This is a genomic window from Cypionkella psychrotolerans, from assembly GCF_001294535.1.
GTDB classification, from domain to species: domain Bacteria; phylum Pseudomonadota; class Alphaproteobacteria; order Rhodobacterales; family Rhodobacteraceae; genus Cypionkella; species Cypionkella psychrotolerans.
The window spans coordinates 51863-78859 of the sequence record NZ_LGIC01000017.1 but is presented as its reverse complement, the minus strand read 5'-3'; the positions used below and the strand labels follow the sequence as shown (position 1 = coordinate 78859).

At 61.2% G+C, this 26997-nt stretch carries 24 protein-coding genes; 16 read left to right on the top strand and 8 right to left on the bottom strand.

Annotation, left to right across the window (positions count from 1 at the left end):
- Positions 1-4: 4 nt before the first annotated feature.
- Positions 5-493 (top strand): HugZ family pyridoxamine 5'-phosphate oxidase, encoded by a 489-nt coding sequence (locus AKV04_RS04055; RefSeq protein WP_054005194.1) that lies wholly within the window; start codon positions 5-7, stop codon positions 491-493.
- On the opposite strand, the gene AKV04_RS04050 is transcribed toward AKV04_RS04055, so the two are convergent.
- Positions 490-2778 carry a right-handed parallel beta-helix repeat-containing protein gene (locus AKV04_RS04050; RefSeq protein WP_054005193.1) on the bottom strand — a complete coding sequence of 763 codons (2289 nt, stop codon included), beginning with the start codon at positions 2776-2778 and terminating at the stop codon, positions 490-492. The genes AKV04_RS04055 and AKV04_RS04050 overlap by 4 nt on opposite strands.
- 321 nt (positions 2779-3099) lie before the next feature.
- Between AKV04_RS04050 and AKV04_RS04045 the strand changes: the two genes are divergently transcribed.
- From AKV04_RS04045 to AKV04_RS26025, 4 genes are all read left to right on the top strand, one after another.
- The gene (locus AKV04_RS04045) at positions 3100-5079 is read left to right on the top strand and encodes a polysaccharide biosynthesis protein (protein ID WP_082351509.1); all 1980 of its coding nucleotides are present in this window, start codon (positions 3100-3102) and stop codon (positions 5077-5079) included.
- A 204-nt stretch (positions 5080-5283) separates the two neighbouring features.
- Entirely contained in the window at positions 5284-7389 is a 2106-nt protein-coding gene (locus AKV04_RS04040; protein WP_054005192.1) for a YjbH domain-containing protein, read from the top strand.
- Between the two features lie 2 nt (positions 7390-7391).
- Positions 7392-7979: a YjbF family lipoprotein gene (locus AKV04_RS04035; RefSeq protein ID WP_162232829.1), complete on the top strand. Its 588-nt coding sequence runs from the start codon at positions 7392-7394 to the stop codon at positions 7977-7979.
- A gap of 79 nt (positions 7980-8058) precedes the next feature.
- A complete protein-coding gene (locus tag AKV04_RS26025; protein WP_156317352.1) occupies positions 8059-8259 on the top strand; it encodes a hypothetical protein in 201 nt (66 codons plus the stop codon).
- A gap of 299 nt (positions 8260-8558) precedes the next feature.
- Here AKV04_RS26025 and AKV04_RS04025 read toward each other — a convergent pair whose 3' ends face one another.
- Positions 8559-9710: a DSD1 family PLP-dependent enzyme gene (locus tag AKV04_RS04025; RefSeq protein ID WP_054005189.1), complete on the bottom strand. Its 1152-nt coding sequence runs from the start codon at positions 9708-9710 to the stop codon at positions 8559-8561.
- 168 nt (positions 9711-9878) lie between these two features.
- Between AKV04_RS04025 and AKV04_RS04020 the strand changes: the two genes are divergently transcribed.
- The 4 genes from AKV04_RS04020 (at position 9879) to AKV04_RS04005 (ending at position 13968) form a co-directional block, all read left to right on the top strand.
- On the top strand, positions 9879-10694 hold the full coding sequence (locus AKV04_RS04020) for an IclR family transcriptional regulator (RefSeq protein ID WP_054005188.1): 816 nt from the start codon (positions 9879-9881) through the stop codon (positions 10692-10694).
- A gap of 147 nt (positions 10695-10841) precedes the next feature.
- Positions 10842-11816: a type I glyceraldehyde-3-phosphate dehydrogenase gene (locus AKV04_RS04015; protein ID WP_054005187.1), complete on the top strand. Its 975-nt coding sequence runs from the start codon at positions 10842-10844 to the stop codon at positions 11814-11816.
- Positions 11810-13390 carry a N,N-dimethylformamidase beta subunit family domain-containing protein gene (locus AKV04_RS04010; protein ID WP_054005186.1) on the top strand — a complete coding sequence of 527 codons (1581 nt, stop codon included), beginning with the start codon at positions 11810-11812 and terminating at the stop codon, positions 13388-13390. Before AKV04_RS04015 ends, AKV04_RS04010 begins: the two co-directional genes overlap by 7 nt.
- Positions 13387-13968, top strand: a complete 582-nt coding sequence (locus AKV04_RS04005) for a histidine phosphatase family protein (RefSeq protein ID WP_054005185.1) — start codon at positions 13387-13389, stop codon at positions 13966-13968. Before AKV04_RS04010 ends, AKV04_RS04005 begins: the two co-directional genes overlap by 4 nt.
- A 70-nt stretch (positions 13969-14038) precedes the next feature.
- Here AKV04_RS04005 and AKV04_RS04000 read toward each other — a convergent pair whose 3' ends face one another.
- The 5 genes from AKV04_RS04000 to AKV04_RS03980 all read right to left on the bottom strand — a co-directional run bounded on the left by AKV04_RS04000 (position 14039) and on the right by AKV04_RS03980 (position 18346).
- Positions 14039-15052 (bottom strand): histone deacetylase family protein, encoded by a 1014-nt coding sequence (locus tag AKV04_RS04000; protein ID WP_054005184.1) that lies wholly within the window; start codon positions 15050-15052, stop codon positions 14039-14041.
- A complete protein-coding gene (locus AKV04_RS03995) occupies positions 15049-15519 on the bottom strand; it encodes a GNAT family N-acetyltransferase (RefSeq protein ID WP_054005183.1) in 471 nt (156 codons plus the stop codon). Before AKV04_RS03995 ends, AKV04_RS04000 begins: the two co-directional genes overlap by 4 nt.
- Complete coding sequence (locus AKV04_RS03990; RefSeq protein WP_054005182.1) at positions 15516-16442, bottom strand: BKACE family enzyme; 927 nt, start codon at positions 16440-16442, stop codon at positions 15516-15518. The genes AKV04_RS03995 and AKV04_RS03990 overlap by 4 nt, the downstream gene beginning before the upstream one ends.
- A gap of 90 nt (positions 16443-16532) precedes the next feature.
- On the bottom strand, positions 16533-17921 hold the full coding sequence (locus AKV04_RS03985) for a PepSY-associated TM helix domain-containing protein (RefSeq protein ID WP_054005181.1): 1389 nt from the start codon (positions 17919-17921) through the stop codon (positions 16533-16535).
- 53 nt (positions 17922-17974) lie between these two features.
- Positions 17975-18346, bottom strand: coding sequence for a hypothetical protein (locus AKV04_RS03980; protein ID WP_156317351.1), 372 nt, complete (start codon positions 18344-18346; stop codon positions 17975-17977).
- A gap of 111 nt (positions 18347-18457) precedes the next feature.
- Between AKV04_RS03980 and AKV04_RS03975 the strand changes: the two genes are divergently transcribed.
- A complete protein-coding gene (locus AKV04_RS03975) occupies positions 18458-19381 on the top strand; it encodes a serine hydrolase (RefSeq protein ID WP_054005218.1) in 924 nt (307 codons plus the stop codon).
- Positions 19382-19412: 31 nt separating this feature from the next.
- Here the strand turns inward: AKV04_RS03975 and AKV04_RS03970 are convergent, their stop codons facing one another.
- On the bottom strand, positions 19413-20444 hold the full coding sequence (locus AKV04_RS03970; RefSeq protein WP_054005179.1) for a dipeptidase: 1032 nt from the start codon (positions 20442-20444) through the stop codon (positions 19413-19415).
- Positions 20445-20607: 163 nt separating this feature from the next.
- On the opposite strand from AKV04_RS03970, the gene AKV04_RS03965 reads away from it, so the two are divergent.
- From AKV04_RS03965 to AKV04_RS03940, 6 genes are all read left to right on the top strand, one after another.
- The gene (locus tag AKV04_RS03965) at positions 20608-22221 is read left to right on the top strand and encodes an ABC transporter substrate-binding protein (protein ID WP_054005178.1); all 1614 of its coding nucleotides are present in this window, start codon (positions 20608-20610) and stop codon (positions 22219-22221) included.
- A gap of 37 nt (positions 22222-22258) precedes the next feature.
- Positions 22259-23317: an ABC transporter permease gene (locus AKV04_RS03960; protein ID WP_054005217.1), complete on the top strand. Its 1059-nt coding sequence runs from the start codon at positions 22259-22261 to the stop codon at positions 23315-23317.
- Positions 23314-24219: a nickel transporter permease gene (nikC, locus tag AKV04_RS03955; RefSeq protein ID WP_054005177.1), complete on the top strand. Its 906-nt coding sequence runs from the start codon at positions 23314-23316 to the stop codon at positions 24217-24219. Before AKV04_RS03960 ends, nikC begins: the two co-directional genes overlap by 4 nt.
- Positions 24216-25046 carry an ABC transporter ATP-binding protein gene (locus tag AKV04_RS03950; protein ID WP_054005176.1) on the top strand — a complete coding sequence of 277 codons (831 nt, stop codon included), beginning with the start codon at positions 24216-24218 and terminating at the stop codon, positions 25044-25046. The genes nikC and AKV04_RS03950 overlap by 4 nt, the downstream gene beginning before the upstream one ends.
- Before the next feature lie 2 nt (positions 25047-25048).
- Positions 25049-25798, top strand: a complete 750-nt coding sequence (locus tag AKV04_RS03945) for an ABC transporter ATP-binding protein (protein WP_054005175.1) — start codon at positions 25049-25051, stop codon at positions 25796-25798.
- Positions 25799-25890: 92 nt separating this feature from the next.
- Positions 25891-26949: a dipeptidase gene (locus tag AKV04_RS03940; protein WP_054005174.1), complete on the top strand. Its 1059-nt coding sequence runs from the start codon at positions 25891-25893 to the stop codon at positions 26947-26949.
- The last annotated feature ends 48 nt before the right edge of the window (positions 26950-26997 follow it).

Sequence of the window (26997 nt, the reverse complement as noted above, 5' to 3'; positions counted from 1 at the left end):
CGATATGACCCAAAAACGCCCCGACCCCGTCGCCGCCGCCGATGCAGACGCCCGCGCCTTGGCGCTGTCCTTGATGCAGACGCATCATGCCGCGCTGGCTTGGAGTGATGCTGAAACTCAGACTCCGGGCATCAGCCGGATCGCCTTTGGGCTAGACCCGGAGGGCGTACCGATGGCTTTGATCTCGGGCCTTGCCCCGCACACGGCGGCTTTGCGCGCCAACCCCGCTTGTGCGCTGATGCTGGGTGAGCCGGGCGAAAAGGGCGATCCGCTGACCCATCCGCGGCTGATGATCCGGGCGCGGGCCAGCTTTATCGCCCCCGATGATCCCAACCGCCCCGCCCTGCGCGCGCATTGGTTAAAGGGCCACCCGAAGGCGACCCTTTACATTGACCTGCCCGATTTTGCCTTCGTGCGCCTTGTGCCGCAATCGGCGCTGTTGAACGGTGGCTTCGGCAAAGCCTTCCGGTTTAGCGCCGAGGACCTTCGTTAGACTGGGTTATCCACCCGTAGCGTCACCTGCACCCGGCCCTTCACGGCGCTGGGCCATTTCAGATTGGCAAACTGCCCGCCCGCGCCCTGTTCGACTTGCGCATAGGGCGTGACAAACTGCGCCGCCCCCGCAGCATTGGTGATCGCCCCTTCCGCCACCACCGCCGTGACATTGCGCGCCCGCCCGCCAAACGGCAGCAGGTTGTTGCTGTTCACCGCCCAAGTATCCGACACGGTATTTTGCGTATGCTCAATCAGCATCGGGCTGACCGCGCGCTGCGTCACGCCGTTGAAGGTATTCTGATCAAAGCTGATGTTGCGGAACGAATTGAACTCCAGCGTCGCATAGCTGGTGTCAATCGACTCCACCCGGTCAATATCGCCAGAACGCGCGTAAAACACATTGCCCGTGACCGAGAGTCCCGAAATGAAATGCCCCGGTCCGCGTGGTGTCAGCACGATCCAACTGAACCAGGGGGCCACGTTTTGCGCGGTGAACACGTTGCCCGTCACGCTGAGGCCGCCAAAAGAGTATTCGTTGGCATATTGCGGCTCTGCATCATGTTCGTTTGACAGCTCGATAAAGCTGTTGTCGATATAGTTGCCGGTGATGAAGGTTTTGGCATTGGTTTGTGTCAGCACCAGTCCTGCGCGCCGCACCCCGTTCAGGCTGTCATCGCCGCCGAAAAAGTGGTTGCCCAAAAACACTCCACCCGAACCTGCCACCACGCCAAAATGCCCAAACCGCGACGCCCGGTTGTTGCGGATTTTGATGTCATTCGAATTGGTGTTGAACGCGATCGACGTGCGGTTCTGGGCCAACTCGTTCTGATCGTTCGAGTAGAACTGACAATTCTCGATGTGCAGATCCTGACAGCCTTCGCCGGTCGAGGTGATGGCGCGGTCTTTCACCAGATGGAAGCCGCAGTCGAACACCTCAAACGTAGCGCCTGACAGGGCGAGATTGATCGCGCTGGCATTGCCGCCGCAGGTAAATTCAACCTCCGAGATCTGAAAGCGCTTCAACTCGGTAAATCCAGAGAAATCAAGCATGTAGGCATAACGGGTGAAGGTGAAGGTGCGGGTCCCTGCGGCGGCCCACAGGGCTCTGCTCAGGGTGATCGTGCTGGTGCCGACATTTTTCGAGGTAACATAAACCTCGCGCCCAACCCCGGTGCCGCTAACCCGCGCGCCCACCGCAATGGAAGCGATATTGGCCACGCCTGTCAGCGTGAACGGATTGGCCACCGCATAGGTGGCAACTGCACTCACCACCTGTGTATTCCAGCCTGCACCCGCCACCGCGACCAGATTGCCGTTCACCAAACTGCGCCGCGTTCCAAAGCTGGTTAGGCCGCTGAGAGCCTGCACGTTGATCGGGGCTGTCAACTCCACCCGCCGGCCGTTCAGATCCAGCGTCACATGGTCGGTGAAATAAAACAACGCCTGCAACGCCTTCTTGAATCCGCTGAGTTCGCTGCCAAACGCCGCCGTATAGGTATCAAGGTTATAGTTGCGGGTGCAGGCCAAGCGCTGGCTGTCGGGCATCACAAGCGTGCCTTCAAACTGCACCGGGTTCTCAAACGTCAGGTGTGATCCGATGTAATATACCCCCGGCGACACCACCACAGTCTTGCCCAAAGCCGCCGTATCTGCCGCATCAAACGCCGCGCGGTCATCGGTCACGCCATCGCCCACCGCACCATAATCGCGCACATCCACCCAATCGAACATCTCGGGGTGAAACACATCCGTCACATCCTCAATCGTGATGTCGTCAATCCGCACCACCCCGCCCGTCGGCCCGGTCAGATCCAGCCCGAAATGCCCAAATGCAGGCGCGGTGCCCCAGACCATATCCACCCCCAGCCGATTGCCTGACCCTACGATCGCGCTGACCACCACCACCGCGCCATATCCCGTCAGTGCCACATCCGGCCCCTGCTGATCCGCCGTGGTCACATTGCTGCCAGACCCAGACCCCGCCCAACCGGCAATCCGCACCGTGGGCAGCGCGCCGCTGATCGCCTTCACCCGCGCCGTTACCCGCAGATACATCCCCGGCTGACACGGGATCGACTGAAAGCAGCGCAGCTTTTGCACCGCAGAGGTCTTTTGCAACTCCAGACAGCCCGCGAAATCCTGATCCGAAGGCACATAGGCCGCATTGGCCTGCCCCAGATACGAGCCCTGACCGCTGAGCCCATCCTCGCGCGACCACAGCGCCAGACCTGCCGAAAACGGCGGCGGCATCAGCACCAACCCTTGCGTAATTGCCTTGTTCATCGCGTTACCTCGCCTCGGTTTGCCAGTGATTCCGCAGCCGCTGCGATATGCGCAGGGCGTAAGGCCGAAGTGCTACAGACAAAGCGTTAACCACCGCCAACAGCGGCGCGCGCTGCCACAGGGGAGTTTGCGGCGGATTCTACGGCGCGTATTTCCGCATCCATCAGCAAGCTGCCGCCTAAAAAACAGCCGTCCGACGAATCGGATGGCGTGAGGTGCTGTTTTTTGGGAATAAACTGTGCTATTCAACCGGAAATAGATCGTAGATTTTACCCAAATGATTGTGTCAACCTGTGCCTTTGATAGACTGAGGATCCCCAGATGAACCCTTATGTATATCGGCTGCTGTCGATGGACCGAGGCAAAAAGCGGGTGCTTCAGGTCGCGGTTGATGTGCTGCTGCTGCCGATGATGTTCGTCCTTGCGATGTGGCTCAAGCTGGATGGGTTTGGCTTTCTGCGCGATCCACAGGTCTGGCTGGTGCTGATTCCGGTGCTGCCTGCCACGATTTACACCTTCGTGCGGTTGGGATTTTACCGCGCCGTGCTGCGCTATATCGCCGGGCGGGCGCTGATCACCATCCTGATGGGCGCAATGATCTCTGCGGTGACAATGACGGTCGTGGCGCAGCTGGCTGATCTGCCGGTGCCGGGTGCTGTGCCGCTCATCTATATGCTGCTGACCTTTTTCAGCGTTGGTGGCGTGCGCTTCGGTTTCCGCGAACTGGTGAACTACGCGCAAAACCGTCGCAAGGAACGCGTGGCGATCTATGGCGCTGGCGCGGCGGGGCGGCAGTTGTTGCAAGTGCTGCATCAGCGCAGCGACTATGTTCCGGTCGCGTTTATTGACGACTCGCGGCAGGCTCAAGGCACCCATGTCGGCGGCTTGATGGTCTATTCGCCGTTGCAGATTGAATCGCTGATCCGCAACAACGGCGTCAATGTTGTGCTGCTGGCGATCCCCTCGGCCAGCAAATCCCGCCGCAATGAAATCCTGAAATCGCTGGAAAGCCAGCCGCTGCTGATTCAGACCGTGCCGGGTCTGGACGATATCATGACCGGCAAGGCCAGCATTGATCAGATCAATGACATCAGCATTGAAGATCTGCTGGGCCGTGATCCAGTGCCGCCGCAACGTGAGCTGTTGGGGGCCAATATCACCGGCAAGGTGGTGATGGTCACCGGGGCAGGCGGCTCAATTGGCTCTGAGCTCTGCCGGCAGATCCTGCGGCTGAAGCCCGCGCGACTGGTGCTGTATGAAATCTCGGAACTGGCGCTTTATACCATCGAGCAAGAGCTTGCGACGATGCAGAAGGTCTTGCGCTCTGATGTTGCCATCTCGCCGGTACTGGGCTGCATCAAATCGGCGCGGCTGGTGGATCGCACCCTACGGCACTTTGAGGTTGAGACGGTGTATCACGCCGCCGCCTACAAGCATGTGCCTTTGGTCGAACACAACATCGCCGAGGGCGTGCGCAACATCGTGTTTGGCACCGCCACCTTGGCCGAGGCCTCGATTGCCGCCGGGGTGAAATCCTTCATCCTGATCTCATCGGACAAATCGGTGCGCCCGACCAATATCATGGGGGCGTCCAAGCGCTTGGCCGAACTGGTCTGCCAATCGCTTGCCGATGCGCCGCGTAATTCTGGGACCACGATTTCCATGGTGCGGTTTGGCAATGTGCTGGGCTCCTCCGGCTCGGTGATTCCGCTGTTCCGTCGCCAGATTGAGGCCGGTGGCCCGATCACCGTCACCCATCCCGAAATCACCCGTTTCTTCATGACTATCCCCGAAGCCGCCCAGCTGGTGATTCAGGCGGGCGCTATGGCGCAGGGTGGTGAGGTCTTCGTACTGGATATGGGTGATCCGGTGCTGATCACCGAACTCGCCGCGAAAATGGCGCGTTTGCATGGGCTTAAGCCGATCATTTTTACCGATCCGGTGACGGAAAAACCCGGCAAGGGCGAGATTGGCATCGTGTTCACCAAACTGCGCCCCGGCGAAAAACTGCATGAGGAATTGCTGATCGGCAACGATCCAAAACCCACCAGCCATCCGCGCATCATGTCAGCCACCGAATGTCGTCAGCCCTTGGATGAATTGTCCGCCGCCCTCGTGCAACTGGCGCAGGCCTGCGACCGCAATGATGTCGAGCGCATCCGCAAGATCATGATTGATCAGCAAACCGCCTACCAACCGACCAGCGAGATCTTCGATCAATTTTGGACCGGCGAAGACGAGCTTGATGTTGCTGCCGACAAAGCCCCCGATCAACGCCGCCTGACTTTGGTGCATGGCTGAGCGTCCTTTGGCGCGTCGGTTTGCGCTTCGGCTCGGGGCTGGATTCTCAGCGCAGCCGCTGCGAGGATTACCGCTCATCTGCATCGGCATCCGCACCACATTGGCGGTATTTTACTGTCGCATTGGTGGTGTTTGCGAAAAATTTCGCCTATCAATAATGCAAGGTGCCCAAGCTATAGGGCGCACAGGGTGGGGTTGGCAGGCATGACGCGATCAAAATATCTGGTTTTGTGCGGGCTCTGCGGTGTTTTCGCTTTGCCAGCGCAAGCCGAAATGCACCCCAGCCTTGGGTTTTCTGGCGTCACCGGATTGATCGACATGCCTTCGGGCGAGCAGCAAAGCGACGGCACCTTGTCGGTGGTGAAATCGCAATTCGGCCCGATTGGTCGCACCACGTTGTCGTTTCAGATCACCCCCCGGTTGTCCGGCAGCTTCCGCTATTCCTCGGTGAAAGACTGGTTCACAAACCCCAGCGATGGCATCACCACATATTATGACCGTAGCTTCGATCTGCGGTATCAGATCACACAAGAGGGTCGCTATGTCCCGGCGATCACCGTCGGCTTGCAAGACATCATCGGCACCGGCGTGCAGTCGGGCGAATATATCGCCGCCACCAAAACCTTTGGCGATAAGGTAAAAGTCACCGCCGGTTTGGGCTGGGGCCGCTATGGCAGCTATGGCTCGATCGGTGCGCCATTCGGGGATCGCCCCGCGGTTGATTTCGGCTTGGGCGGCAAGTTGCGCACCGGCCAATGGTTCCGCGGCGATGTCGCCCCCTTCGCCGGGGTGGAGTGGCAACTTAACCCGAAGTGGTCGCTTAAGGCCGAGTATTCGTCGGATGCCTACGTCGAAGAAGCTGGCAACCGCGCCACGTTCCAGCGTAACTCTCCCTTCAACTTCGGCGTCGAATACAGCGCAAAGAACAATCTGCGGCTTGGGCTTTATTCACTTTACGGCTCGGAAATCGGCTTCTCGGCTCAGATCGTGCTGGACCCTAAGAAAAACCCGCACGGCGGCAGTTTGGGCCCCGGCCCATTGCCTGTGACGGCCAGTGCGGCGGCAAAAAGCTGGGGGCCAAACTGGGTCACCGACCGGGGCGCGCAAACCGCAATGCGCGATCAGACGCAAAGCATCCTTGCGCATGACGGCATCATGGTGGAGAGCATCGCGATCTCGCCCACCCGTGTGCATCTGCGCATCCGCAACACCCGGCTGGATAATGCCCCGCAAGCCATTGGCCGCACTGCGCGCGCGCTTGCCGCGACCATGCCCGCTTCGGTGACAACGTTTGAGATTGTGCCGATAGCGCAAGGCGTGCCGTTGTCCACAGTGGTGATTCGCCGCGCTGATCTTGAGGCTTTGGAATTCGCGCCCGGCCAAGATATCGCGATGGAGCAGCGCACCCAGATCCTGCCCGCGCCCGGCGTCCTGCCCGCAGGCGCGATCCTCAGCGACAGCCAATATCCCCGCTTCAAATGGGGCCTGTCGCCCTATGTTGCGACCAGCCTGTTTGATCCTGGCAAGCCCTTGCAAGCGGATGTTGGCCTGCGGCTCACCGCCCGCTATGATTTCGCGCCCGGCCTGATCGCCTCGACCTCTATCACCAAAAAGCTATATGCTGGCATTGAACGCTCTACCTTCGCGTCGCGCACCAAACTGCCACCCGTGCGCAGTGACGCCAGCGTCTATGCCACCGAGGGCGACCCCGCCATTGAACGCCTGACCTTCGCTTGGTATGCCAAACCCGGCCCTGAACTTTATAGCCGCGTGACTGTTGGTTATCTGGAGCCGATGTTCGGCGGGATCTCAGGCGAATTGCTCTGGCAGCAAACCGGCAAGCCCTATGCGCTGGGGATTGAGGTGAATTACGTCAAGCAGCGCGATTTTGACCAGCTGTTTGGCTTTCAGGATTACAGCATCGTCACCGGCCATGTCTCGGGCTATTACAGCTTTGGCGGCGGCTATCATGCTCAGCTTGACGTGGGCCGCTATCTTGCGGGCGATTATGGCGCGACGCTTTCGCTGGACCGTGAATTTGCCAATGGCATCAAAGTCGGGGCTTTTGCCACCCTGACCGATGTGCCGTTTGACACGTTTGGCGAAGGTTCGTTCGACAAGGGCATCCGCATTGATATGCCGCTGGCGTTCCTCAGCGGGCGGCCAACGCAAAAGGTGTCGCGCATGGTGCTGCGTCCGCTGTTGCGCGATGGCGGCGCGCGAGTCGATGTCGAAAACCGGCTGTATGACACCGTGCGGAAATATCAGGAAACCGACCTTGACGCCGCTTGGGGGCGGTTCTGGAGATGATTTTGCGCCGCAGCCAACGCCTCGCCCTTTCTGCTGGCCTTACAGCCGTTCTGACCCTGACGGCCTGTGGGTCTCCGGCGTTGATGAAGGCGGTTTCGAGTGCCGCCGGATCGACCAATTCGGCCAGTGCGCAGCCTGCAGTGGGTGCGCCGCAGATTTGGTTGACCTTAGTGTCGCGCGGGGTGAAATTCCCGATGTCACAGTTGGCGGTGCGCGATGGCGTGGCAATCTACGCCTCGAAGGATGGCTCACAAGTCTTTTTGCGCAATGGCGTTCTAGTTGGCACGCGCGGCTTTGGTCTTGACCTGATGTCCGCCGATGCCCCCACCGCAGCCATATTGCGCGCAGGGGCAGCACATCAACGCAGTTATTATGACCTCGACGGCACCGACACGACGATTCGACATGTGTTCACCTGCACGGTTGAGCGGGATGCCGCCGCCGGAAATGCCATAACCGAGGCCTGCACCGCTGATATTGGGACGATTCGTAACCAATATTGGTTCGATTCTGCTGGTTCTGTAAGCAAATCGCGGCAATGGGTGTCGCAGGGTGTCGGATATGCCGCGGTTGAACGAAAAGATGGCTGATTGTGCTTGCGTTAGACTTTTCTTTTAAGCCTGCTCGCTGTATGGTTGCTTAGATCATCCATCTAACCGGAGTATTTCAATGAATAAGATCGCTTCCTTCGCACTCGTTTCGTCGCTCGTTTTGGCTTCGTCCGCAGCTTTCGCTGGCGGCATGGTTGAGCCGACTGTAGAGCCGGTTCCCGTCGTTGTTGCAGAAAACGCTTCGTCCTCGGCGACGCCGCTGTGGGCAATCATCGCTGGTGTCGTTGTCGTCGGCGCAGTGCTGTCGTCCTCGAACTAAGCTACGCTGCCCTTCTGGGTGGGTGTATTGAATTTAAACGCCCAAGCTTTTGCTTGGGCGTTTTGCTTTTGTGGCCTTGCCGTTCAACAGAAGCGGGAGGTCTTCGTCTCTGCTGCATTGCAAAGCTGCATCGTTAAGCCTCGATGCGGACCCGCGTGTCTCTGCGCGCCAACGCTCCGACGGATGCTGTCCCGCCTCCCTAGCGCTCGGTGTGGCAAAATCTTAACGATTCCTGAACGCGATCCTGTAACCCCTTGATGTGTATACAGCCCACCCCTTGTCCACGCGTGGACAGGCCTTCAATACCCCTTACCGCGCGCCGAGATCGGCCAAACCACTTCCACCGCCCCGCCTCGGACGCCCACATACCAATCATGTAAATTGCAGGTCGGATCACAATGTCCCGGCACCAGCCGCAGCTTATCATTGATCCGCAAAATCCCGCCCGGATCGCTGATCTCCCCATGCTCGTCAGAACAGTTCCGATACTCCACCCCCTGCTTGCCCGACACCAGCGGTAGTCCCGAATCAACCGCCAAAGCCTTCAACCCCGCATCACACACCGCCCAATCCGTCCGGACGTGGCTCATTACCGAGGTCAGCACAAACAGCGCGTTTTCCCACATCCCCTGATCAAACCGCCGCCCGTCCTGATCCAACACCCGGCCATAATCCGCGTCCATGAACGCATAAGACCCGCATTGCAGCTCGTTATAAACCCCCGAACCGCCCTCTAACGGCCAACTCCCGGTTCCCGCCCCGCCGATAATATTGCACTCCAGCCCCACCCCCCGCAGCGCCGATACCGCCGCGTGAACCTGATCCACCGCCACCTCAATCGCAGCCTTGCGATCCGCAAACAAAGTCAGATGCTGCATCGCGCCCTGATAGGCCTGCACTCCCGAAAACCGCAGCCCCTCCGCCGCCGCAATCGCCTGCGCCAGCCCCACCACAGCCGCCGTGCCCCGCACCCCACAGCGCCCGGCCCCGACATCCATCTCGACCAAACACTCCACCACCACCCCATGCCGCCGCGCCGTTGCCGCCAAATCCGCCACATTGCCCACATCATCGACGCAAACAATCACCCGCGCCCCCCGCAGCACCAGCCGCGCCAAACGGTCGATCTTGACCAAATCCGTCACCTGATTGGACACCAACACATCCATCACCCCGCCGCGCACAAAAGCCTCGGCTTCCGACACTTTCTGGCAACACACTCCGCAAGCGCCCCCCAACCGCATCTGCAACAAAGCCACATCCACCGATTTGTGCATCTTGCCATGCACCCGGTGCCGCACCCCCAAAGCCCGCGCGGCTTCGCCCATCTTGACGATATTCCGCTCCAAAGCATCGAGATCCAGCAGCAGACAGGGTGTCTGCACCTCGGCCTCCACCATTCCCGGCAGCGCCGGAATGTCATAGCCCACCTCAAAAGCGCTGAAATCCATCTGCCATCTCCTTACAGTCCCCTGCGCAGAGTTACCCAAAACCCAAACCTCCGCCACCTGTCCCAGCTGCGACGAAAGTTTTTTTCAACGCCACAATCCATGCTATTCTGCATCTGCATCCTGCTTTCACCCCGGCCCCGCTGCGGTGCCGCGTAAAAGGGCCGTCCCATGTCGAACCCACCCCGCCTGCGCGGCCGCCCAAAATCCACCACTGACAAGACCGAGCAAAACACCGTTCAAGCCCTCGACCGTGCGCTTGGTTTGCTAAAATTTCTGGCGGACAGCGCCGGTATGACCCTGTCGGAACTCGCCGAACGCAGCGCCCTTCCAGTCGCCACGGTGTTTCGTGCCCTCGTGACCCTGCAAGGTCACGGCATGGTTGAACTCGAAGACCCCGGCCAAGTCTGGCACATCGGCCCCGGCACCTTCCGTGCCGGATCGGCCTTTCTGAAACGCACCAAAATCACGGAACGCGCCCGCGCTCCGATGGAGGCTTTGCGCGACGCCACCGGCGAAACCGTCAGCCTTGGGATCGAGGCCGCGGGTGAGGTTTTGTTTCTGTCTCAAGTTGAGGCCACCGCCGATCTGCGCGCCTTCTTTCCCCCCGGCAGCACCGGGCTGATGCATCTCTGCGCCCCCGGCAAGGCGCTGCTGGCGTGGTATGCAACGGAAAGGACAGAAGAAATCCTGAACCGCAGGGGCATGACCCGCGCCACCACCCTCTCGCTCTCCAGTCCCGAAAGCCTCAGCCGCGACCTGGCCCGCACCCGCGAGCGCGGCTTTGCGATTGACGACCAAGAACGCGCCGAGGGCATGCGCGGCGTTGCCGCCCCGATCTTCAACGCCTTCGCCGAACCGGTCGCCGCCATCAGCATCGCAGGCCCGACCTTCCGCATGGGCCTATCCGACGCCACCCGCTTCGGCAGCCTCGTGCGCGCCAGCGCTGACCAGATCACCGAAGCCACGGGCGGCCAACGCCCCTAAGCTTTGCTCTTTTTGAAATACTCCCGCGCGGAGCGCTCCCCCGCCGCCCCGTGCGCGCCAATTTTTTGATCAAAACCCCGTCGTCCCCATTGATCGACGCCCGATCCCGTGATCTGACTTGGCCCAATCGTCAGAAAGGGCAAGCCCATGAACCTGTTCATCAACGGCTTTGGTCGCATTGGCCGTTCGGTCTTGCGCGCGGCGCTGAAAGGGGCGGCTCCGGGTGCGAAGATTATCGGCATCAACGACATCGCCGCCGCTGAGATGTGCGCCTATCTGTTTGAATTCGACTCGGTTTTCGGGCCTTGGCCGGGGCAGGTCAGCTTTGATGGCACCAGTTTGGTGATCGACGGATTGTCCATCCCGCTGCATCGCACCCCCGATATCTCCAGCCTTGCGTTGAAGGGTGTCGACGTCGTGCTGGAATGCACGGGCCGTGCCGACGCGCGCGAAATGGCCACGCGCGGCCTACGCGGTGGTGCCCGTAAAGTGCTGATCTCTGGCCCGTCAAAAGCCGCTGATCTGACCGTGGTTTTGGGCGCGAATGACGCGCAACTCACCACCCAGCAGATCGTCTCGAACGCCTCTTGCACCACCAATGCTTTGGCGCCCTTGGCCCGGTTGATCCATGAAAACTGGGGCGTGGTGACCGGCTCGATGACCACGATTCACTGCTATACCGGCAGTCAGCCCACGGTGGATGCCCCCGCCGCCGATTTCGCCCGCTCGCGCGCCGCTGCTTTGTCGATGGTGCCGACCACGACTTCGGCGCAGCGGCTGCTGGATCAAGTGTTGCCGCAGATCGCGGGCCGGATTGAAGGCTCGGCGGTGCGGGTGCCGACGGCTTCGGTGTCCGCCGTCGATCTGGCGGTGATGACCGAACGCGCAACCACGGTGGCCGAGGTCAACGTGGCGCTAAGCGGAGCAGGCGGGGTGATGGGCTCGACTGTGAAAGCCCTCGTCTCGACCGATCTGCGCGCCCGCCCGGAAAGCATCGTGATGGCCTTGCCTGAGACCCGCGTGACAAAGGGCGGCATGCTGCGGGTGTTCGGCTGGTATGACAACGAATGGGGGTTTTCCAACCGGATGTTGGATATCGCCGCCCGGATGGCGCAATGCTGAAAGGCTTTTTCATTTCTGGGCCGACTGATGATGGCGATGCGGTGACGGGTCACTATTACGAGGCCGCCAGCCCTGACCCCACCCGCGCGCAAGTCTGGATCTATAGCGCGGCACTGTCCTACGCCCCCGGCGAGACCCTGATCCTGCACGCGATGTCCAGCGCACCCGAAGCACAACTGACCATCGCCAGAGACGGCCTAACCCCCGAAATCCTACTGCAAACCACAGTTGCCACGACCTTCGCCGCCACCCCATTTGACGCCTCCGAGCACGGCTGCCACTGGCCCGAGATCCTCCGCCTGCAAATCCCGCAAGATTGGCAGAGCGGCGTCTACATCACGACCGTCACTATTCCCGGCCATTCCTCGCAGGGCCTGTTCGTCCTCAAGCCACTGACACGGCAATCAAAAATCCTGATGCTGCTGACGACAGGCACTTGGTGCGCCTACAATGACTGGGGTGGCTCGAACCACTACCAAGGCCTAACCGGCCCGACCCAAGGGGACTTCGCTCCGCATGTCAGCACCCAGCGTCCGTGGGCGAAGGGCTTCGTCGCGTGGCCCAAAGACGCCCCCCGTATCCCGCACGCCTCACCCCTCTTAACCAAACCGCGTTACCCGCATATGGACTACGCCCGCGCCAAGGGCATCTCGAAGAAATACGCCTCCTCCGGCTGGGCCGCGTTTGAGCGCCCGTTCGCGCTGTGGTGCGAAGGGCAGAATATCCAACTCGACTACACCACCCAACACGACCTGCACCGCGACCCCGAAGCGCTGCACGGCTACGACCGTGTGCTGATCGCAGGCCATGACGAATACTGGACATGGGAGATGCGCGACCACCTAGAGGCTTGGCTGGATCAAGGCGGCCAACTCGCCCGCTTCGCCGGGAATTTCTTCTGGCAAACCCGGTTGTCGGACGACCTCACCACCCAGACCTGCTACAAAACCACCGCCGAAGCGCTTGATCCCTTGGCCCAGACCAACCGCCTCACCAGCTACTGGGACCACCCGCAGATCCAACGCCCCGCCAGTGCCACCATGGGCCTGACCGGATCGGCAGGCGTCTATGCCGGATGGAGCCGCTGCGCCGCCCACGGTTCTGGTGGTTTTGCGATCTACCGCCCCGAACATTGGGCGTTGAAAGGCTCCGGCCTCGGCTATGGCGACGTGCTGGGCGCTGTCTCAAAAATCTTCGCCTACGAGGTCGACGGCATCGACTATACCATGCAGCAAGGTCTGCCCTTTGCCGCCGAAGACACCGGCCTGCAAGGTGCGCTTACCATCGTCGGTCTGTCCCCCGCCACCACGCTGTCGCATTCCACAGGCCCGCACGACCGCGACCGCTTTATCGGCACCGGCGATACCGAAGACCTTGCACTCCGGCTTTACGGCGGCCTCACCCCCGAAAACACCGCCCGCGCCTCCCGCGGCAATGGCTGCATGGCCGAATACCGCCGGGGCAGCGGGGCGGTGTTCAACGCCGCCTCCTGTGAATGGGTCGCAGGCCTGATCGCCCGCGAACGCCCGGTCGAACAGGTCACCCGCAACATCCTGCTGGGCGATTGGGCATGATCTATCTCTGCCGCCACGGCCAAACCGAATTCAACGCCATTGGCCGTCGCCAAGGTCAGGTCGACAGCAACCTCACCGCGATGGGCCAAGCGCAGGCCACGGCGATGGGCCGCCGCCTTACCAGCCTCAACCTGTCGGAGTTTCGCATCTACGCCAGCCCGTTAGGCCGCGCCCACCACTCCGCCCGCCTGATCGCAGCCGAGCTTGGCAACCCAGAAATCACCCTCGACCCCCGCCTGATGGAAATCGGCATGGGGTCATGGGACGGCAAAACCGACCTTGAGATCGACACCGCCCACCCCGGCCTGCGCGCCTCTGTTCCGCCCGAGGCTTGGTGGTTCCACTCCCCCGATGGCGAAACCTACGCCATCTTCGCCGCCCGCCTCAAAGCCGCGCTGCGCGACATCCAATCCGATCCCACTCCGGTGAAAATCATCGTCGCCCATGCCGTCGTCAGTCGGGTGATCCGCGCCCAGTGGGCAGGTCTGACCGAGATCGAAAGCCACAGGCTCCCCGTGCCACAAGACGCCTTCTTCGCGCTCACCGAAGGCGATACGATCACCGAAATCCCCGCCTAAACTCCCGCTTAGGTCATCCTCTGCGCTCAAATATCCCCGCCGGAGGCTCCGAAGTTGCGGCCAGTGCCGCCTACCAAGCCCGCAACACCGCCTCCAAATTATCCCCTAACTCCGGGCACAAATACCCGCCCTCCTGCACGATCACGCAGGGAAGCCCCATCGCCGCCACCGCCCGCCCAATCACCGCAAAGCCCGGTGTGGTCACCGACAGCCCGGCAAACGGATCGCCCTCGAACGCATCCAAGCCTAGCGCCAGCACCAGAGTATCCGCACCCCAAGCCTGCACCCTTTCAATGCCCTGCGCCAAAGCCACCAAGAACCCCGCATCGCCAGTGCCGCGCGCCAAAGGCAGGTTCAGGTTGGCCCCTACGCCATCTCCTTCGCCAAACTCGCCCTCATAACCCCAGAAGAACGGATAAAACCGCTCTGGATGCGCGTGCAGCGACACCGTCAGCACATCGCCCCGCGCGTAGAACATGCCCTGCGTGCCGTTGCCGTGGTGCAAATCCACGTCCAAAATCGCCACCCGCCGCCCGGCATCGGTCAGCCTTTGGGCTGCAATGCCGGAGTTGTTCAGATAGCAAAACCCGCCCGCCAGTTCGGCAAAAGCATGATGCCCCGGCGGGCGGCACAACGCGTAAGCCGACCGCTCGCCGCCCAACACCAAATCGGCCGCATGCACCGCCGTTTGCGCCGAAGCATAGGCGGCCCCCCATGTCTGCGCCGAGATCGGACACGAGGTATCGGTCATATGAAACCCCGCCTGACCCACCGCTGACAGCGGATAGCCATCCAGACGGCTGGCCGGATGCACATTCGGAATGACCTCGGCCGAGGCGCCCTCAATCCGCGTCCACCGCGCGTATATCCCCTGCAAAAACGTCACATACCTCTGCGGATGCACCGCCAAAATCGGCCCCAACCCGGCATCCGGCGCTTGCACCACCGCACCCTCCATCCGCCGCACAGCCCCCAGCAAAGCATCCACCCGCGCGGGCTGTTCGGGGCAGGGCTTACGCGCGCCCGAGGACAGGAAAAACTGCGGATCGTGCGCCCGCTGCGCGTCGTCAAACACCGTGATCATGGCTGCATCAGGGCTGTCAGGCCCTCTCCCTCAAGAATATACGGGTCAGAGGCATCGCGGAGCGCAAAGCCCAAGGTTTGGTAAAATCCAATCGCCAAGACATTGCTGCGCTTGACCATCAGTGCCATGAAGCTGGGCTGCCAATCCTGCCCATGTGCCAAAGCCGCCGCCAACAAGCCGCGCCCCAGCCCCTTACCGCGCGCGGCGTGATTGAGGTAAATATCCTGCACAAACAGCCCCATAGCCCCACGCCAACTGGAGTACTCGGGTAGGAACAGACAGAATCCCAGCGCGATCCCGCGCTCCTCCACCAGCACCACGCGAAACCGCGGCTCGGCCCCAAAGCCATGCTGCAACAGGCTTGCCACCCCGCCGCCAATTACGCTGCCTTCAGCCTCGGCCATCTCGGACAGCATGGCATGGATCAGGCCGGCATCCGCCGCCACGGCCAAACGATAGTCAATCAAAACGCCACCTCTGCCGCACCTTTCAACCCCAGCATCGCCCGCGCCTCATCGGGGGTCGCGACCTCACGCCCCAACCCCTCAACAATCCCCCGGATCTGTCGCACCTGCTCGGCATTGGACCGCGCCAGCACGCCTTTCGACAGATAAAGATTATCCTCCAACCCCACCCGCACATGCCCGCCCAGTGCTGCCGCTATCGTCGCCATCGGGATCTGATTGCGCCCGGCCGCCAAGACCGAAAACTGGTAATCCGCCCCGAACAACCGATCCGCCGTGCGCTTCATCAGCATCAACATATCAGGGTCCGCCGCCATGCCGCCCAGCACGCCAAACACAAATTGGATGAACAGCGGGGCCACGACCGCCTCGCGATCCACGAAATGCTTCAGCATGTATAGATGGCTGACATCATAACATTCAAACTCGAACCGCGCGCCACGCTGCACGCCCATCTCATTCAAAACAAACGCGATATCGCGCGGGGTGTTCTTGAACACCAGATCATCCGAGCCTTCCAGAAACGGCTTTTCCCAATCGTATTTCCACTGCGAAATCTTCGCCGCCATCGGATACAGTGCGAAATTCATCGACCCCATGTTCAAGCTGCACATCTCGGGCCGAAACTGCATCGGAGCCGCCAGCCGCTGCGCGAGGCTCATCACCGCCGACCCACCTGTGGTCATGTTCACCACGCCGTTGCAGCCCGCCTTGATCGCCCCCAGAAACCCAGCCCAATGCGCCGGATCGCTGGAGGGCCGCCCGGTTTCCGGCACCCGCGCGTGCAGGTGCAAAATCGCAGCCCCCGCCTCTGCCGCCTCAATCGCCGAACCCGCAATCTGCGCGCCCGTTATTGGCAAGAACTCTGACATTGACGGCGTGTGGATTGACCCGGTGATCGCACAGGAAATGATGATTTTTGACATGAAGACCCTCCGCAGCCGCCACCCTGCCACGAAGCCAATCCCTTTGCCAGAGCGTGGTCGCGGCAGGAAATCCCCGCCGCGACCGATCCGTCAACTGAACGCCCGCTTCATCCTAGGCACGTTCTGCAACACCAGAAAATCCACCAGCAGCACCGCCGCCAGCGTCAGCCCCAGCATTGGAAACGCCACCCCCAACACCAGCGCTATCACCGCCACACCGCGCAACGGCACGCCCGCGGGCATCGGAGGTGCTGCCAACCGCAGTACACCGCTCGGGCGGCGTTTCCACCACATCACCACGCCGCTTAAGCAGACAAACACCACGACCCCGCAAAACGCGATGTTCAGCACCACGTTCCACAGCCCCAACTGCCCCTCATGCAGCGCAATGCCCACCGCCATCGACTTCGCCGCCAATCCGTAATCGGCAAACCCCACGCTGGCCAAAATCTTGCCCGTGTATTGGTCGATATGCACGGTGCGATCCGCCGTCGGGTCCGGGCCATCGTAGCTGTTGGAATCTTGGCTCAGCGTCCAAACCCCGGCCTCATCCGCCGGCAGCGCCACCTGAAAACGACCCTTAAATCCAATCGTCCGCCCCAAAGCCACGATGTTTTCCAAGCTTACAGGAACCCCAATCGCAAGCCCCGTCACCCCGGCATGCGAGCCTGACGCAGGCATCTGCGTCTGCTCCAACCCCCAAGGCACCGTGTCATCGGCGGTCATGTTCATGTCCTTGTGCCGCTTGTCCGACAGCGGCACATTGTCCCATTTCGCCGCCGGAAACGTGGACCAAGACTGCACATAGCGCTCGCCCCAAATCCCGCTCCAAGCGAGGCCGGAGATCAGGAAGAACACCAGACCCAGCGAAATCCAGAACCCCAGCACGCCGTGCAATGACTTCCACCAAGCCCGCCCCTTGGCGCGCAAATCTGGCAGCAGAAGGCTGCGCAAGCCCGCCCCATGGCGCGGCCAAACCAGATACAGCCCGCTCACCACCAACAGCATTCCCAGCGATGCCGCAATCTCGACCAACCGATCACCCAGATCGCCGATCAGCAGCGTGCCGTGGATGTCATTGGCCAAAGTATACCACGTCGCGCCATTCTCGGTGTCGCGCAGCACCGCTCCCGTGTAGGGATCAACCGCGATCATCCGCTGGCCTTCCGCCAAATCCACCCGGTAAATCGCCGGAGTCATCGCGTCATGCGGTGCGATATATTGGCCGATCTTGCCCTCGGGATGGCTCGCCAGCGCAGCGCTGGCCTGATCGGTAATGCTCAGGGTTTGGGTCTGCGGCGCAATCTGCAACCGCTCGCCATATTCCGGCGCTACGGCGGTGAACCAGACCATCACGATACCGGTGATCGCGAGCATGATCAGAAACGGAATGACATAAAGCCCGGCGTAAAAGTGCCAGCGCCAGACCGCGAAATAGAGTTTATTGACGCCCGAAGGCGCAGTATTGGTATCAGACATAAGGGATCATCCCAGAAAAAAGCCAAGGAAACGGGCAGAGCCCGCAGTTGCACTTAGATCAGGACAGTCGGCGGCCCTCGCGCGGGCGGCGCGCGCGGCGGGTGGGCGCTGGCATCTGCCAAGGCCACATCCGGCCAAATCACAGCGACGGGCTCCAGTTGCACCGGGGGCAGGGTGATGACGGGGGGCAGTTCCACCGCCGCGATTATCCGACAGGCGGGGCAGGGTGGTTGCTCTTTCTGACCATGCTCCGCTGTGCCGCCATCATGGCACAACTCCGGCAACGTGCCGTCCGGCATCGCATAGGCGCTGAGATCCACCGAATCGTGCAGCGCCATGCGGTGGCCAAAGCCCAACACACCCAAGGCGACTGCCAAAAGCAGCACCATCACATTTTGGGCAAATTGGCGGGCAAAGCGGCTCATGCGCTGTGGCTAACCGATCACAGGCCCGAAGATCAAGCCGCCCAACGCTGCGATAGCGGGCTTTATTTCGGCCTGCCGCACCCTAAGCTGCGGCAAAATCAGGAGGCCCGCATGCTCTTCACCGAAACCCCCGACTGGTCGGCACTTGGGGCTCGCATCACTGCAGCGCTGATCGGCCAGCACGGCGCGCAGGGGCTCGATCCTGAAAGCTTCGGCCTCGTGCTGATCACCCAAGGCGTGGAGGGCCCTGAAGGCTTTGCCCATCGCGGCGAAATCCCGGTCTACCCGTGTTCCTTGGTGAAAACTTTCCACCTGATCCATGCGCTCGCGCTGTTGGAAGATGCCCGCATCGCCCCGCATGGCGAGATGGATCGGGCTTTGCGCGACATGATCCGCTGGTCGTCGAATGGGGCCACCAACTACGCCATCGACCTGATCACCGGCACCACCGGCGACACGCTATTGCATGGCGCGGAATATCTCGATTGGGTCAACAAGCGCGAACGTCTGAACCGGTTCTTCTGGGCGCTGGGCTGGGAGGAATGGCAGGGCTGCAGCATCGCGCAAAAGCTAATGGACGACACCCGTTACGGGCGCGAGGCGCAGTTTGCCGGAGCCGACGGCGCACATCTCAACCGCCTCACCCCGCTTGCCGCCGCACGACTGCTGTGGGAGTTGTTTGACGGCACCCTGCCGCTGTCGCCACCCTCAAAAGCCCGCGCGCAAGCGATCTTGCAGCGCGACAAAGCCAGCCCAGACGCCGCAAATCCGGCCTATCAACTGTCGGAATATCTTGGCGGCGATTTGCCGGAGGACGTTCAAATATGGTCGAAAGCCGGGCATAACCTGTGGACGGGCGATACCAAAACCAGTTGGTTCAAGCATGATATGATCCGCTGGCAAGCCGAGGGTCGAAAGCCCTTGACCATCGTGCTGACCACGCAAGGGCAGGGCATGGCGCAAACCAACCCACAGGCTTTCCCGCAGATCGGTCGGCTGATCTGGGACATGACCGAAGACATCACCCGCGTCTGACCGAGTACCTCGGCACCCGCGCGCTATGATCTCAGCCGATCACCCGCGCCAGCAGTCCCTGCCAGTTGCTCCAGCACAGTTTTTCGGTGAGCGCCGCGCCAAAGTGGGCGTGCATCGCGCCGACAAGCTTGGGCAGCCCACTGGCATCGCTGATAAAGTTCGGAATCATCGTGCCGTCGAAATCCGAGCCCAGCGCCACACCGTCCTCGCCCAAGTGTGACAGCAAGTGATCAAGGTGGCGCAGCATGTCTTCTGGGCCTGTCGCAGGATTCTTGATCCCGTCCGGGCGCAGGAAGGCGCAGCCGAAGTTCAGTCCCACCAACCCGCCGCTGTCCTTGATCGCTGCAAGCTGGCGGTCGGTCAGATTGCGGGTAGATGCGGTGATGGCATGGGCGTTGGAATGGGTGGCCACCAAGGGCTTGGCCGACACCCGCGCCACATCCCAGAACCCGGCTTCATTCAGATGGCTTAAGTCCAGCAACACCCCCAAGGCATCACATTCCCGCACCAGCCGCAGCCCGGCCTCGGTCAGCCCCGGCCCAGTATCCGGGCTGGCGGGGAAATTGAACGGCACGCCATGGCCGAAAATGTTCGGACGGCTCCATACCGGGCCAAGCGAGCGCAGGCCCGCCGCATAGAAAACATGCAATGCGTCCAGATTTGCAGCAATCCCCTCAACGCCCTCAATATGCAGAATCGCCGCAATCGCCCCAGCGGCGCGGGCGCTGGCAATCTCGGCCACCGAACGACACAGCCGGATCGCATCTGGCCGCGCGCGCTGCATCCGCAGCAGAATCGCAATCTGTTCAAGTGTTTGCCGCTCGGCCCGTGCCGCATCTATCGCCGGAAATTCGCGGTAAGTCGCCATCGGATCAGGCCCGGTTCCCGGCGCGCCGCCCACCCAAACCGCAAAGAAACCGCCCGCAAAGCCACCCGCCCGACATTTTGCCAGATCAAGATCGCCATCGCGTCCGCTAAAAAATGCCTCACCCGAGAAGGATTTTTCTGCCCAGAGGCAGGACAGCAGATCATTATGCCCGTCGAAGATTGAAAAGTCTGACATTTTGCCAATTCTGTTGTGAAACTGCCCGCTGCCGTCAGTTTCGCGCCGCAAGGCGCTGTTGACAAGCCCGCATGAAAGTTGCCCAATCGGTCAGGAAATACCCGAGGCTCAAAGAGACTCAGGGACGGCAATGAAAAAACGATGATAAAACAGGGAGTCTTCCATGCTACTTGAACCGACGCTGCGCCGCGTGGGCGCTGTTGCGATTGCCGCTTTGATGCTGGGCACCGCGCCTGCCGCACTGATGGCCGAAACCCCAGCCGATACGCTGGTGCTGGCGGGCGCGATTGACGACATCGTATCGCTGGACCCGCATGAGGCCTACGAATTCTCTGGCCTCGATGTGGTGAATAACACCTATGACGGTCTGGTTGAGATCGACCCGACCACTCTGCAAATCATCCCCGGTCTGGCCGAAAGCTGGACGGTGGCCGAAGATGGCCTGACTTATACTTTCAAGATGAAGGCTGGCCTGACCTTCTCGTCCGGCAATCCGGTGACGGCTGAAGCCGCCGCCTATTCGCTGCAACGCGCGGTCAAGCTGAACAAAACCCCAGCGTTCATCCTGAACCAATTCGGTTGGACGGCAGAAACCGTCGACAGCATGATCACTGGTGCAGGCGACACTGTGACCGTCAAGGTTGATAAGCCCTATGCGCCGACCTTCCTGTATAACTGCCTGACCGCTGGCGTGGCTTCGATTGTCGATGCTGATGTTGTCAAAGCAAACGAAGTCGTCACCGATGGCGTCAGCGATCTGGGCAACGAATATCTGAAAACCCATTCGGCAGGCACTGGGGCCTATACGCTGAAATCCTTCAAGCCAAACGAGGGTTACGTTCTGGAGATGCGCCCCGGCTATTGGCGCGGCGATGCCAAAATGGCCAAGGTCTTCGTGACGCATGTGCCCGAAGCTGCGACCGAGCGTTTGCAGCTTGAAAAAGGCGATATCGACATCGCCCGCACGCTGACTCCGGTGGATGTCGCTGGCATGGCTGGCAATGCCGATGTGGCGATCCAAGAAGACGTTGGCGGCCAGATTTATTATCTGTCGTTCAACCAAAAGAACGAAAACTACAAGAACGCCAAATTCCTCGACGCGATGCGCTGGGCGGTAGACTATCAGGGCATGGCCGACACCTTCATGAAGGGTGCCGCCGTCGTTCACCAAAACTTCCTGCCGTCGGGCTATCTGGGCGCTTTGGATGACAACCCCTATTCCTTGGATATCGAGAAAGCCAAGGCGCTGATCGCGGAATCCGGCATCAAGGACCCGGCGATCAAGCTGTCGGTCCGCAACGCCGCCGACCGCATGGATGTGGCGCAGTCGATCCAGAACACCTTCGGCCAAGCCGGTATCAAGGTTGACCTCAGCGTCGGTGAAGGTGCCGAGCAGCTGAAAGAATACCGCGCCCGCCAGCACGACGGCACGCTGCAAACCTGGGGGCCGGATTATCCCGATCCGAACACCAACTCCTCGACCTTTGCCGAAAACCCCGATAACTCGGATGCCGCCAACAACACCGGCTATCTGGCATGGCGCAACGCTTACGATCCGGGTGAGATGACCGCCGAATCCAAAGCCGCCGCTTTGGAGCAAGACCCGGCCAAACGCGTTGAGATGTATGCCGCTTTGCAGAAGAAATTCCGCGAAACCGCACCGTTCATCGTGATGTTCCAGCAAGCCCGCCAAACCGGGGTGCGCGCCAACGTTAAAGACTTCTACACTGGTGGCGCAGTAGATCTTGGTGCCACCTACTGGCTTGCAACCAAGTAAGGCCATGGGCGGCCCAGCGATGGGCCGCCCGTTTTCCATGACCAGCACCCCCGCTCCGTCCTCGCGCCTGATCCCGTTGCTTCGCCAAATCGGCGGCACGGTTGTCACGCTGTTTGTCACCTTCCTTGGCCTTTTGATGGTGACGTTCTTCATCTCTAACGTGATTCCGGTCGATCCTGTCCTGTCGATCTTAGGCGAGCGCGCGACGGAAGCGCAGATGGAGGAAGCGCGCGAGCGTTTGGGCCTGAACGAACCCCTCTGGAAGCAGTTCGGCATCTATGTCGGCAACACCCTGCAAGGCGATCTCGGCACCTCAATCCGCACCCGCGAGCCTGTGCTCGAGGAAGTCAGCCAACGCTTCCCCGCCACGCTGGAACTTGCCACTCTCGCCACCATTCTCGGCGTGCTTTTGGGCGTTCCTGCCGGAGTTATCGCCGCCACAAAACCCGGTAGCTTTTTCGACCAATCCACCCGTCTGATCGGGTTGATGGGCTATTCGATGCCGGTATTCTGGCTTGGCCTGATGGGCCTTTTGCTGTTCTACGGCCAACTCGGCTGGGTCGGCGGCCCCGGACGCTTAGACGCAGGCTATCAAATGTCACTCGACTTTGAACTCACGCAATACACCGGCATGATCCTGCTCGATACAGCCCTCAACAACCGTTGGGACATGTTCGCCAACGCGTTTTCCCACATCATTCTGCCCGCCGGGATTCTTGCCTATATCTCAATGGCTTATATCAGCAGAATGACCCGTAGCTTTATGATGAACGAACTCGGCCAGGAATACATCACCACCGCCCGCGTCAAAGGCATGCCCGAACGTCGCGTCATCTGGGTCCACGCCCTGAAAAACGTCATGGTGCCGCTGATCACAGTGATCGCGCTCAGCTACGCCTACCTCTTAGAAGGTGCCGTGCTGACCGAAACCATCTTCGCATGGCCGGGACTTGGCAGCTATATTACCGACGCCCTGATGGTCGCCGACATGCCCGCCGTTCTGGGGGGCACTGTCGTTGTCGGCATCGCCTATATCGGCCTCAACATGCTGTCAGACCTGCTATACCGCCTCGTCGATCCGAGGGCGCGGGTATGAGCACACTCACCACATGGCTGCGCGACCCCAACCCGGCCTCGCGGATGCAATCCCGCCTCGGCCAAAGCTACCTGAGCTGGCTGCGCCTGCGCCGCAACCCATTGGCGATGATCGGCCTCTTGATCACCGCCGCCCTGCTGTTCGTCGCGATCTTCGCGCCGCTGCTTGCCCCGCATGACCCGATCACCCAAGAACTCGGCCGCCGCCTGCTGCCCCCCGGCACCCCCGGCAACATCTTAGGAACTGACGATTTCGGTCGAGATATCCTCTCCCGCATCCTCTACGGCAGCCGTATCACCCTCTACATTGTGCTGCTGGTGATCCTGACTGCCCCGGTCGTCGGCCTGATCATCGGCACCGTCGCAGGCTATTTCGGCGGTTGGGTCGACACCATCCTGATGCGGATCACTGACATTTTCCTCGCCTTCCCCAAGTTGATCCTCGCCCTCGCCTTGGTGGCTGTCCTCGGCCCAGGTATGGAGAACGCCGTCCTCGCCATCGCGCTGACCTCATGGCCCCCCTACGCCCGGGTCTCCCGCGCTGAAACCCTGACCGTGCGCAGCTCCGACTATATCGCCGCTGTCAAACTGCAAGGCGCAGGCCCCATCCGCATCATCTGGGGCCATGTCATTCCAATGTGCCTGCCCTCGGTGATCATCCGCGTCACCCTCGACATGGCAGGCGTCATCCTCACCGCCGCGGGGCTCGGCTTCCTTGGCCTAGGCGTGCAACCACCCCTGCCTGAATGGGGTCTGATGATCTCCGCAGGCCGCAAGTTCTTGTTTGAGCAATGGTGGGTCGCCACCATGCCCGGCCTCGCCATCTTCATCGTCAGCCTTGGCTTCAACCTGCTGGGCGACGGCCTCCGCGACGTTCTCGATCCGAAAAGCGCCAGCAAATGAGCCTCCTCACCGTCAAAAACCTCCGCGTCACCTTTGACACCGAAGCAGGCCGCGTCGAAGCCGTCCGTGGCGTCTCGTTCGATCTGAACCGCGAACGCCTTGGCATCGTGGGTGAGTCCGGGTCCGGCAAAACCATGACAGGTCGCTCCGTCCTCCGCCTGATCCGTCCCCCGGGGAAGATCGAAGCCGATGAGATGACCTTCGACGGCATTGATCTGATGAAAGCCTCGGAAACCCAGATGCGCGCCCTCCGCGGCCCCCGCATCGCCATGGTGATGCAAGACCCGAAATATTCCCTTAACCCGGTGATGAAGGTTGGCGCACAACTGACCGAGGGCCTGCGCCAGCGCGACAAAGTCTCAAAGTCCGAGGCCATCGCCAAAGCCATCGACGCGCTGAACGCCGTGCAAATCCGCGACCCGCAGCGTGTGATGGAGGCCTACCCGCACGAGCTTTCCGGCGGCATGGGCCAGCGCGTGATGATCGCAATGATGCTGATCCCCAACCCCGACCTGTTGATCGCCGATGAACCCACCTCCGCCCTCGATGTGACGGTGCAAGCCGAAGTCCTCTCCATCCTCGACAACCTTGTGAAAACCCGCGGCATGGGCCTGATCTTCATCTCCCACGACCTGCGCCTCGTCGCCCGTTTCTGCGACCGCGTTTTGGTGATGTATAAAGGCAAAGTCGTCGAAGAACTGGCCGCGAAAGACCTGATGCATGCCAAACACCCCTACACCCAAGGCCTGCTGAACTGCCTTCCGCGCATCGGCGGCACCCGCGAAGCTCTGCCAAGCCTAGACCGCGACGCAAGTTGGGCGCTCTGAACATGCTGATAGAAATCGAAAACCTCTCCGTCACCTTCACCGCCCAAGGCCGCCACGTCCGCGCCGTCGAAGGCGTCTCGCTCAACGTCAAAGCCCAAGAATCCTTCGGCCTCGTCGGCGAAAGCGGCTCCGGAAAATCCACTATCCTGCGCGCGATCTGCGGCCTTGCCCCCATCAGCGGCGGCAGCATCCGCATCAACGGCAAACCGATCACCCACGACCGCGCCTTCTCGCGCAAAGTGCAAATGGTGTTCCAAGACCCCTACGCCAGCCTCCACCCCCGCCACACCATCGACCGCACCCTATCCGAGCCCCTCGCCATCCACGGCCTGCCGCTCACCGATGCCGCGATCACCAAGGCCCTTACCGACGTGGGCCTGCCGCCCAACTTCCGCTTCCGCTACCCTCACCAACTCTCAGGCGGCCAACGCCAACGCGTGGCCATAGCGCGCGCTTTGATGTTGCAACCCGAAATTCTACTGCTGGACGAGCCCACCTCCGCCCTCGACGCCTCGGTCCAAGCCGAAACCCTCAACCTTCTCTCCCGCCTGCGCACGGAAAGAGGCCTCACCTTCCTGATGGTCTCCCACGACCTCGCCGTGATCGACCACATGTGCGACCGCATCCTCGTGATGCAACACGGCAAAGCGGTGGAGGAACTCACCCGCGAAGCCCTCGCCACCGCCCAAATGCAAACCCCCTACGCCCGCAGCCTGTTCGCAGCCTCCGCCGACCGGATGCTCGAAGGCTAATCCATCCCCAAGCCAACTTTCACATTGGCTCAAATATCCTGGGGTCTGGGGCAACGCCCCAGCCGCTTGCCCAAAACACAAAGGCACTAAAAATGTTCCCCACTTTCGACGGCCACAACGACCTGCTGCTGCGCCTGCACAAACACCCCGAAAACCGCGAGGCGATCTGGCTGACCGGTGAAGGCAAAGGCCATCTCGACCTGCCCCGGATGCAAAAGGGCGGCTTCAAAGCGGGCTTCTTCGCCATCTACATTCCCTCGCCAGAGGCCCACGACGCCCCCAACTACATGACGCAGATGGAAAACCCGCCGTTCACCATCCCGCTCGGCGACCTGATAACCGAACCCGAAGCCCTGTCGACCGCCTTCTCAATGGCCCGCCAATTCCTCTGGATGGAACGCAGCTCCAAAGGCCAGTTCAAACTCTGCACCACCACCGCGCAAATCCGCGACTGCCTGAAATCCAACACCATTGCAGGCATCCTGCACATGGAAGGCGCCGAGGCCATCGACGCAAACCTAGACAACCTCTACGCCTTCCACGCCCTCGGCCTGCGCAGCCTCGGCCCGGTCTGGTCGCGTCCCACCATCTTCGGCCACGGCGTCCCCTTTGCATACCCTTCCAGCCCCGACACCGGCGCGGGCCTCACAGACGCCGGAAAACGCCTGATCCGCACCTGCAACGATCTGAAAATCATGATCGACCTCTCCCACATCAACGAAGCAGGCTTCAACGACGTGGCCGCCCTGACCAACGCCCCCCTCGTCGCCACCCATTCCAACGCCCACGCCATCACCCCCTCCAGCCGCAACCTCACCGACCGCCAACTCCACATGATCCGCGACAGCAAAGGCATGGTCGGCCTCAACTTCGCCACCTCCTTCCTGCGCCGCGATGGCAAACAGTCGGGCGACATGGGCTGGGAAGACGTCCTTGCCCACCTCGATCACCTGCTCGCCCAATTGGGCGAAGACCATCTCGGCCTCGGCTCCGACTTCGACGGCGCAACCCTGCCCAACGGCATTGGCGACGTCACCGGCCTGCCCGCCCTGCAACAGGCGATGCTCGACCACGGCTACGGTCAGGCTCTGATGCAAAAGCTGTGCTACGACAACTGGCTCGCCCTGCTAGACCGCACTTGGGGCGAATAACTCCCTGAAAGATTGCTCTTTCTGAAATACTCCCGCCGGAGGCTCTTC